Here is a 5,770-nt window from a genome sequence, read left to right as displayed (position 1 = left end):
CGAATGGCGTTCTCGGCGGGGTTGTTGTCGATCGGCAGATCGCCGCGCTCGAGGTAGCGCGTCAGGCGCGGCCACTGCCGATGCAGGTAGCCCAGCGCACCGCCGAGCAGCCCCTCTGGGTCAAGATAGTTGTCGCCTCGATAGAATCTGAAACCCGAGGGCGATAACGGAAGAGCGAAGTGGCCAGATACGGACAAGCATTCAAGGACAAAGCGGTAGCACGGTTGTTACCCCCGGAGAGCGCATCGGTGGAGACGATTTCCCGTGAGCTGAGCATTTCAACGGCGACGCTGGAGCGGTGGCGCGCGGATGCGCTGTCCAAGCCCGCTCGCGAGCGGGCTTGGACAGCGCCGGCCCGATTCGAGGCGGTGCTGGTGACCGCCGCGATGGATGAGGCCAGCAAGAGCGCCTGGTGCCGCGAGAACGGGGTGTATCCGCAGGAGCTCGAGCAATGGCGCGCAACGGCGACGCAGGCGCTCGCCGACCCCGAGGACGCCGCACGGATCAGCCACCGCGAGAAGAAGGCTGACCGGCGCCGCATCAAGGAACTCGAGCGCGACCTGCGCCGCAAGGAGAAGGCTCTGGCCGAAGCGGCCGCGCTGCTGGTGCTGTCAAAAAAGCTCGAGGCGATCTTTCCGAAGGACAAGGACGAGGACGCATGATCGGCCTGGAAGATCGCCAAACGATGGTCCGCCACATCGACACCGCGCATGCGGCGGGCGCGCGCTTGCGCCCGGCCTGCGAGGTCGCCGGCATCACCGTACGCACCCTGCAACGCTGGAAGGCCGAGGACGGCCTGCACGTCGGCGACCGCCGGCCCTTGGCCGAGCGCCCTACGCCCGCGCATGCGCTCACCGACGAGGAACGCGCCCGCGTCCTGGCGGTGGCCAATGAGCCGCGTTTCGCCGATCAGCCGCCGGCGCGCATTGTGCCGACGCTGGCCGACGAAGGCGTCTACATCGCCAGCGAATCGAGCTTCCAGCGCGTGCTGCGCGCCCACGGGCAAACCCGCCACCGGGGCCGCACCCGGGCGCCCCAGCGCTCGCGCACGCCGACCACGCATGTGGCCACCGCGCCCGGTCAGGTCTGGTGCTGGGACATGACCTACCTGCCGACGCAGGTGCAGGGGCGCTGGTTCTACCTCTACCTGATCCAGGACCTCTACAGCCGCAAGATCGTCGGCTGGGAGATCCATGAGGCCGACGACGCCGACCACGCGGTGAGCCTGCTCAAGCGCACTGCGCTGGCCGAAGGCGTCCACGCGATGACAGACAAACCCGTGCTCCACGGCGACAACGGCAGCACGCTCAAGGCCACCACGGTGCTCGCCATGCTGCATTGGCTGGGTGTCAAACCGTCGTACTCGCGCCCGCGCGTCTCCGACGATAACGTCTTCGTCGAGTCGCTCTTCAAGACGGCCAAGTACCGCCCCGAATTTCCGGTGCGCGGCTTCACCACCCTTGATGACGCCCGCCTCTGGGGACGCGACTTCGTGCGCTGGTACAACTTCGAGCACCGCCACAGCGGCATCCGCTATGTCACGCCGGCGCAACGACACGCACTGGAGGATCGGGAGATTCTGGCTGCACGCCATCAGACGTATATCCAGGCCCGCGAGCGCCATCCTGCGCGCTGGTCCTGTGGGACACGCGACTGGACGCCGATCGGCGCGGTCACGCGCTCAATCCGGAGCGCGATGCTGTCGTTCGCGAGCACGTACATGCTGAAGACATAGGGCGGTTGGTTGCATGAATCAGGCGACAACTATCTTGACTTGTTCCGGTCGGGCAAGGGAACCTGGTTTTCGGCCTCGGGGATCAGCCTCAGCCTAGGCGCGGCAGAACTCAGATCACGCGGCCCGTTCGCCGCGCTGCGCCCGCATCAGGTCGAGCAGGAACTCCGGCGCAAGGTCTGCGCCGTTCGCCCAAGCCACCGTGCGCATGACGGGATGCTGGCCCGCAGTGGCGAACATCGCCGGATCGCGCAGCGCCTCGAACACCTCGCCCTCCAACTCGGCAGACAGGTCGACTTCGCCCGCCGCGCCGTTGTTGAAGCGCATGAACAGCCTGTAGCCCGGCAGCGGCTTCACTTCAGTGGTGTGCAGGATCATGGTCATCACTCCAAGGGTTCAATCGGATTCAGCGGCTTGCGTTGCAGCGCCAGCACCCAATCTGTTTCGAGTTCGTCACGATGCAGCGCCAGCCACTCGCGCACCATCGAAAGCGCCCGGCCCGGCAGCGAACCGGCGTACACCTTGCCGTCGAGCGTTATCAGCGCCTCATGCTCACCGTAGACGGCATGGAAGTGCGCGGGCGGATGGTCGCGCCAGTTCATGTAGACCACGATGCCGAAGAAGCGGCAGATTTCAGGCATCAGGCCGCACTCCGCTTCTTCGGCAGCGCCACCACATCGGCCTTGTCCTTCAGGCCCGCCGCTTCGAGCATGGCGCTCGTTGCCGTATTCACGGACTGGCGAACCGGATCAAGGTCGAGCCGCGCATAGATCGCGGTCGCCTGCTGTGTCTTGTGGTTCAAGCTCTTGCCGATGATTGCCATAGACGCGCCGGTCTTGACCTGCCAGCTCCCGAGCGTGCGCCGCAAGTCATGAATCCGCAGGTCGGTCATGTCGTAGTCGGCACGGTCGATACCGACCGCTGCCGCCAGCTTCAGCAGCTTGCGCCCCGCTGTCGCGGGTGCCGTGTCGAGCAGGCCCTCGTAGCGCTCGCGCTCGTCTGCGGTAATGCGTTCGTCGCACACCAGGCAGTCGAGCAGCCGCCGCGAGCTAGCTTTGGTGAGGATGGTCGACCACGCCTTCTTCGGCTCCACCAGGTGCCCGGTCTTGCCGGTGCCTGGAAACACGAAGGGGCTCATGGCCTTGTCGCTCTTGCCCGCCTTGTGCGCGGCCTGCTGCGCCGCCTTGCGCGCATTGAGCACCGCCATCGCCTCGTTTGTCAGCGGGACGTTCTGCGGCGTGCCGTTCTTCGTCTTGCCGATGCGCCAAACCGCGCCGTCGAGGTCGATCTCCCTCCACGCCATCGCCTGCACGTTCGCGCGTCGTGCCCCGGTCAGTAGGGACAACAGGAAGTAGTCGCGCTGGTCGCTCTCCGCGACGGCAGCGAGCAGATAGGGGAGTTCGTGCGCTTGCGCGAACCGATCACGCGACGGGGGAGGGTTCTTCTGGACACGGCTTGCCGGGCTGGTGCCGCTGTAGGTTTCCTGGTCGAGCGCGAACGAGAACACGGACGACACCACCGCTACCGCTTGGCACGCCTGCGATGTGCTTTTCTTCGCGGCTTTGCGCTGCGCCGCTTTCACGTCCTCGCGGGTGATGGCCGACAGTTTCTTGCTCTGGATCGTGCTCAGGTAGAGCCGCGCCACGTCTCGATAGCTGCGCTTGGTCTTGTCCGCAAGTGCGATGCCGTCGCGCTTGCGCTTGCCGTCGAGAAACGCCTCGAAGGCTTCAGCGAATGTAGGTTCTTCACGCACGGCCCGGCGCGCTGCGGCAGGATCAGCGCCACCGGCGAACTCGCCCAGCGCCAGCGCCGCCGCTTTGCGCGCTTGCTCAACGGTTATCTCGGGGAAGGTGCCCAGCTTCAACCACGCCATAGACGCACCGGAGCGTTTGACGACATAGAAGGTCTTGGTGCCAGCAGCCGTTACCCTCAGTGCCAGTTTTGGCGTCTCGGTGTCGTAGATCGTCAGCCGCTTGCCCGGCCCGGGCAGCGTGAGCGCCTGAATCGCCGTCTTGGAGAACCGTATTTTGTCCTGCCTGGACTTGTCCATTTACGCACCTTGGATAAATCGGGCTATCACCGGGCTAGCATTTTGGGTCAAAAACGGGTGTTTTTGGTGATAACCCGTTAACGCAAGTATGCGCTAGATGCATTGATGCGTAAAGGTTTGTTAAGGATGGGCCTTCTAAGTTATGGTGCGCACCTTCTAATTTGTAATCAGAAGGTCGTGGGTTCGATTCCTATTGCCGGCACCAGATTTTTTTATGCAGCAGCGCGCTAAAAACTTGCTTTTCCATGCTGCGTTGTATATAGTTTTGTTTCTCCGACGCGGGGTGGAGCAGTCTGGCAGCTCGTCGGGCTCATAACCCGAAGGTCGCAGGTTCAAATCCTGCCCCCGCAACCCGACTTAGAGACAGGCCAACAGCGAGAGCTGCTTGGCCTGTCTGCATTTCCACCCACACTTGGCCTTCGCGCGCGACCATGTCCATGCGGCCCACCATGCGGCGCAGCAGTTCGCGAGCGCGAGGCGTATCGGTGGCGAGGGCCGCCTCCAGCTCGCCGAGCAGCTTGCGGTAGCGCTGCAGGGCGTCATAGAGGACAGCGGCGGCTCTGTCTTCTGATTCGGCAAGCTCTGCCGTGAGATGCTCGCGCTCAGCTTCAGCCGTCTGTAGCCGGTCTTGCAGGGCCGCGGAGATCCCGACAGCTGCAACGGCATCCACTAGGCGGGAGATCTCGGCGTCGAGATCGGCCATGCGCGCCCGCGCAGCCCTTGCGCGATCGGCTGCATCCTTCCGGCGCTCGGCGAGCGCGGCCTTCGCGTGCTGCTGCAGGTCGGCGATGGCGCCCGGGCTCAATAGGTCTCCGCAGGCTGGGGTCGGCATGGGCGGCGGGATGACCGCGGCCAACGTCGCCGCACAGGCACGTGGGGCGGCCGTCGCCAACCGGATCGAGCGGACCCTGCAGCAGCGCGAAGCCGAAGCTGCATCCACCGGCGATGCGGTGGAGCTTGCCGTGACGCGCGCCGAGAACGCAGCTGTGCGCAGTGCAGGTCAGCCGCCGCAGCCGGCGCCGCTCGACCTCGATGCCCTGGCGCAGCAGATCGCCGCCCTCGACGATGACAGCAAGCTCGCCGTGGCCCGCATGCTCGTGCCCGAGAACGTGCAGCAGGTTGTCTCGGCGACCGATTCTGTGCCGGCTGCCGCGGTGGTCGATCCTGCTCTGGAAGTCGCAGCAGCATCGAACGCGCCCGTCACTGGGGGGAGCGATGCGCCGGGCGTGGCACTGGCGCAACCGGGCGAGCTGCTGGCGCCCGTTCCGTCTGCGGCGGTGGCCAAGGCCTCGCCCGCCCCCGCGGTCGCGCCCGCTCCGGTTTCAAAGGGTGCGATTTCAAATCCGACCCCCGTCGCCGCGGCTGCCCCGCGTGCGTCGCGCCCGAAGGCGACCCGTGACACCCTGCGGGCGGTGGCGGCCGAGCGCCTGCCGAGCCTGGGCAGGACCATCACCACGCTGATCGAGCGTGGCGAGCAGATGCGGCGGGTGGTGATCGCCGCGCGCAAGTCTGGCATGACCGACGAGGCCATCCGCAGCGTGCTCGACGCCGGCAGCGTGTCGCGGCAGAACGTCGAGGCCTTGCTGCGCGGCGAGATCCCGCCCTTCCGGCTGAGCCAGCAGGCCGCCGAGGGCGCCGCCCGCCAGGCCGAACTTACCCGCGACAAAGCACATGCCGCGGAGGTAAAGCGCCGCTTTGAAGTTGCAAGAGACCGTAACCAGTAACGCACCCTTAACGAAGTCGGGCCCCGCACCGGGGTCTGCACAGGAGAAAACAGCCATGCACAAAGGACACTACGCTGTTGGCGCCGGTCCAATACTGACCAGGTGTTCCGTTTGAATTCTGACCAGGGACGATAGCCGCCTGTCATTACGGCAACTGTGGATAAGTGTAGCGGTTTTTAGGGTGAGATTTCCTCCGTTGGTGTGGTGAATGTGGCGCGGGGGAATCTGCGAAGGGCGTAGCCCGAAGCAGACTCCCCCGCGCGG

At 65.5% G+C, this 5,770-nt stretch carries 5 protein-coding genes, 1 tRNA gene and 2 pseudogenes; 4 read left to right on the top strand and 4 right to left on the bottom strand.

Features of this window, described 5'->3' with window-relative positions; all coding sequences use genetic code 11:
- Window positions 1-113: pseudogene (locus MXC99_RS00775) on the bottom strand (IS66 family transposase); the annotation flags it as partial.
- A 66-nt stretch (window positions 114-179) separates the two neighbouring features.
- On the opposite strand from MXC99_RS00775, the pseudogene MXC99_RS00770 reads away from it, so the two are divergent.
- Window positions 180-1,752: pseudogene (locus MXC99_RS00770) on the top strand (IS3 family transposase).
- Between the two features lie 97 nt (window positions 1,753-1,849).
- Here MXC99_RS00770 and MXC99_RS00765 read toward each other — a convergent pair.
- Genes MXC99_RS00765 through MXC99_RS00755 form a run of 3 tightly spaced genes read right to left on the bottom strand, consistent with a single transcriptional unit; the run spans window position 1,850 to window position 3,782 of the window.
- A complete protein-coding gene (locus MXC99_RS00765) occupies window positions 1,850-2,110 on the bottom strand; it encodes a DUF2442 domain-containing protein (protein WP_247723727.1) in 261 nt (86 codons plus the stop codon).
- 5 nt (window positions 2,111-2,115) lie between these two features.
- Window positions 2,116-2,373 carry a DUF4160 domain-containing protein gene (locus tag MXC99_RS00760; RefSeq protein ID WP_247723726.1) on the bottom strand — a complete coding sequence of 86 codons (258 nt, stop codon included), beginning with the start codon at window positions 2,371-2,373 and terminating at the stop codon, window positions 2,116-2,118.
- Window positions 2,373-3,782 (bottom strand): tyrosine-type recombinase/integrase, encoded by a 1,410-nt coding sequence (locus MXC99_RS00755; RefSeq protein WP_247723725.1) that lies wholly within the window; start codon window positions 3,780-3,782, stop codon window positions 2,373-2,375. The genes MXC99_RS00760 and MXC99_RS00755 overlap by 1 nt, the downstream gene beginning before the upstream one ends.
- 277 nt (window positions 3,783-4,059) lie before the next feature.
- Here MXC99_RS00755 and MXC99_RS00750 point away from each other — a divergent pair.
- The 3 genes from MXC99_RS00750 to MXC99_RS00740 all read left to right on the top strand — a co-directional run bounded on the left by MXC99_RS00750 (window position 4,060) and on the right by MXC99_RS00740 (window position 5,506).
- Window positions 4,060-4,133: transfer RNA gene (locus MXC99_RS00750), tRNA-Met, on the top strand.
- A 34-nt stretch (window positions 4,134-4,167) separates the two neighbouring features.
- Complete coding sequence (locus MXC99_RS00745) at window positions 4,168-4,353, top strand: hypothetical protein (RefSeq protein WP_247723724.1); 186 nt, start codon at window positions 4,168-4,170, stop codon at window positions 4,351-4,353.
- Window positions 4,354-4,624: 271 nt separating this feature from the next.
- On the top strand, window positions 4,625-5,506 hold the full coding sequence (locus MXC99_RS00740) for a hypothetical protein (protein ID WP_247723723.1): 882 nt from the start codon (window positions 4,625-4,627) through the stop codon (window positions 5,504-5,506).
- The last annotated feature ends 264 nt before the right edge of the window (window positions 5,507-5,770 follow it).

The sequence above is a fragment of the Thauera aromatica genome, from assembly GCF_023093595.1.
GTDB lineage: Bacteria > Pseudomonadota > Gammaproteobacteria > Burkholderiales > Rhodocyclaceae > Thauera > Thauera aromatica_A.
The sequence above is the reverse complement of the archived record's forward strand: the minus strand, read 5'-3'. Positions and strand labels throughout refer to the sequence as shown.

What these genes read in the sequence shown, in the direction of transcription:
- MXC99_RS00755 (WP_247723725.1), bottom strand. Translation starts at nt 3,782, where the DNA reads ATGGACAAGTCCAGGCAGGACAAAATACGGTTCTCCAAGACGGCGATT.
- MXC99_RS00765 (WP_247723727.1), bottom strand. Translation starts at nt 2,110, where the DNA reads ATGATCCTGCACACCACTGAAGTGAAGCCGCTGCCGGGCTACAGGCTG.
- MXC99_RS00740 (WP_247723723.1), top strand. Translation starts at nt 4,625, where the DNA reads ATGACCGCGGCCAACGTCGCCGCACAGGCACGTGGGGCGGCCGTCGCC.
- MXC99_RS00760 (WP_247723726.1), bottom strand. Translation starts at nt 2,373, where the DNA reads ATGCCTGAAATCTGCCGCTTCTTCGGCATCGTGGTCTACATGAACTGG.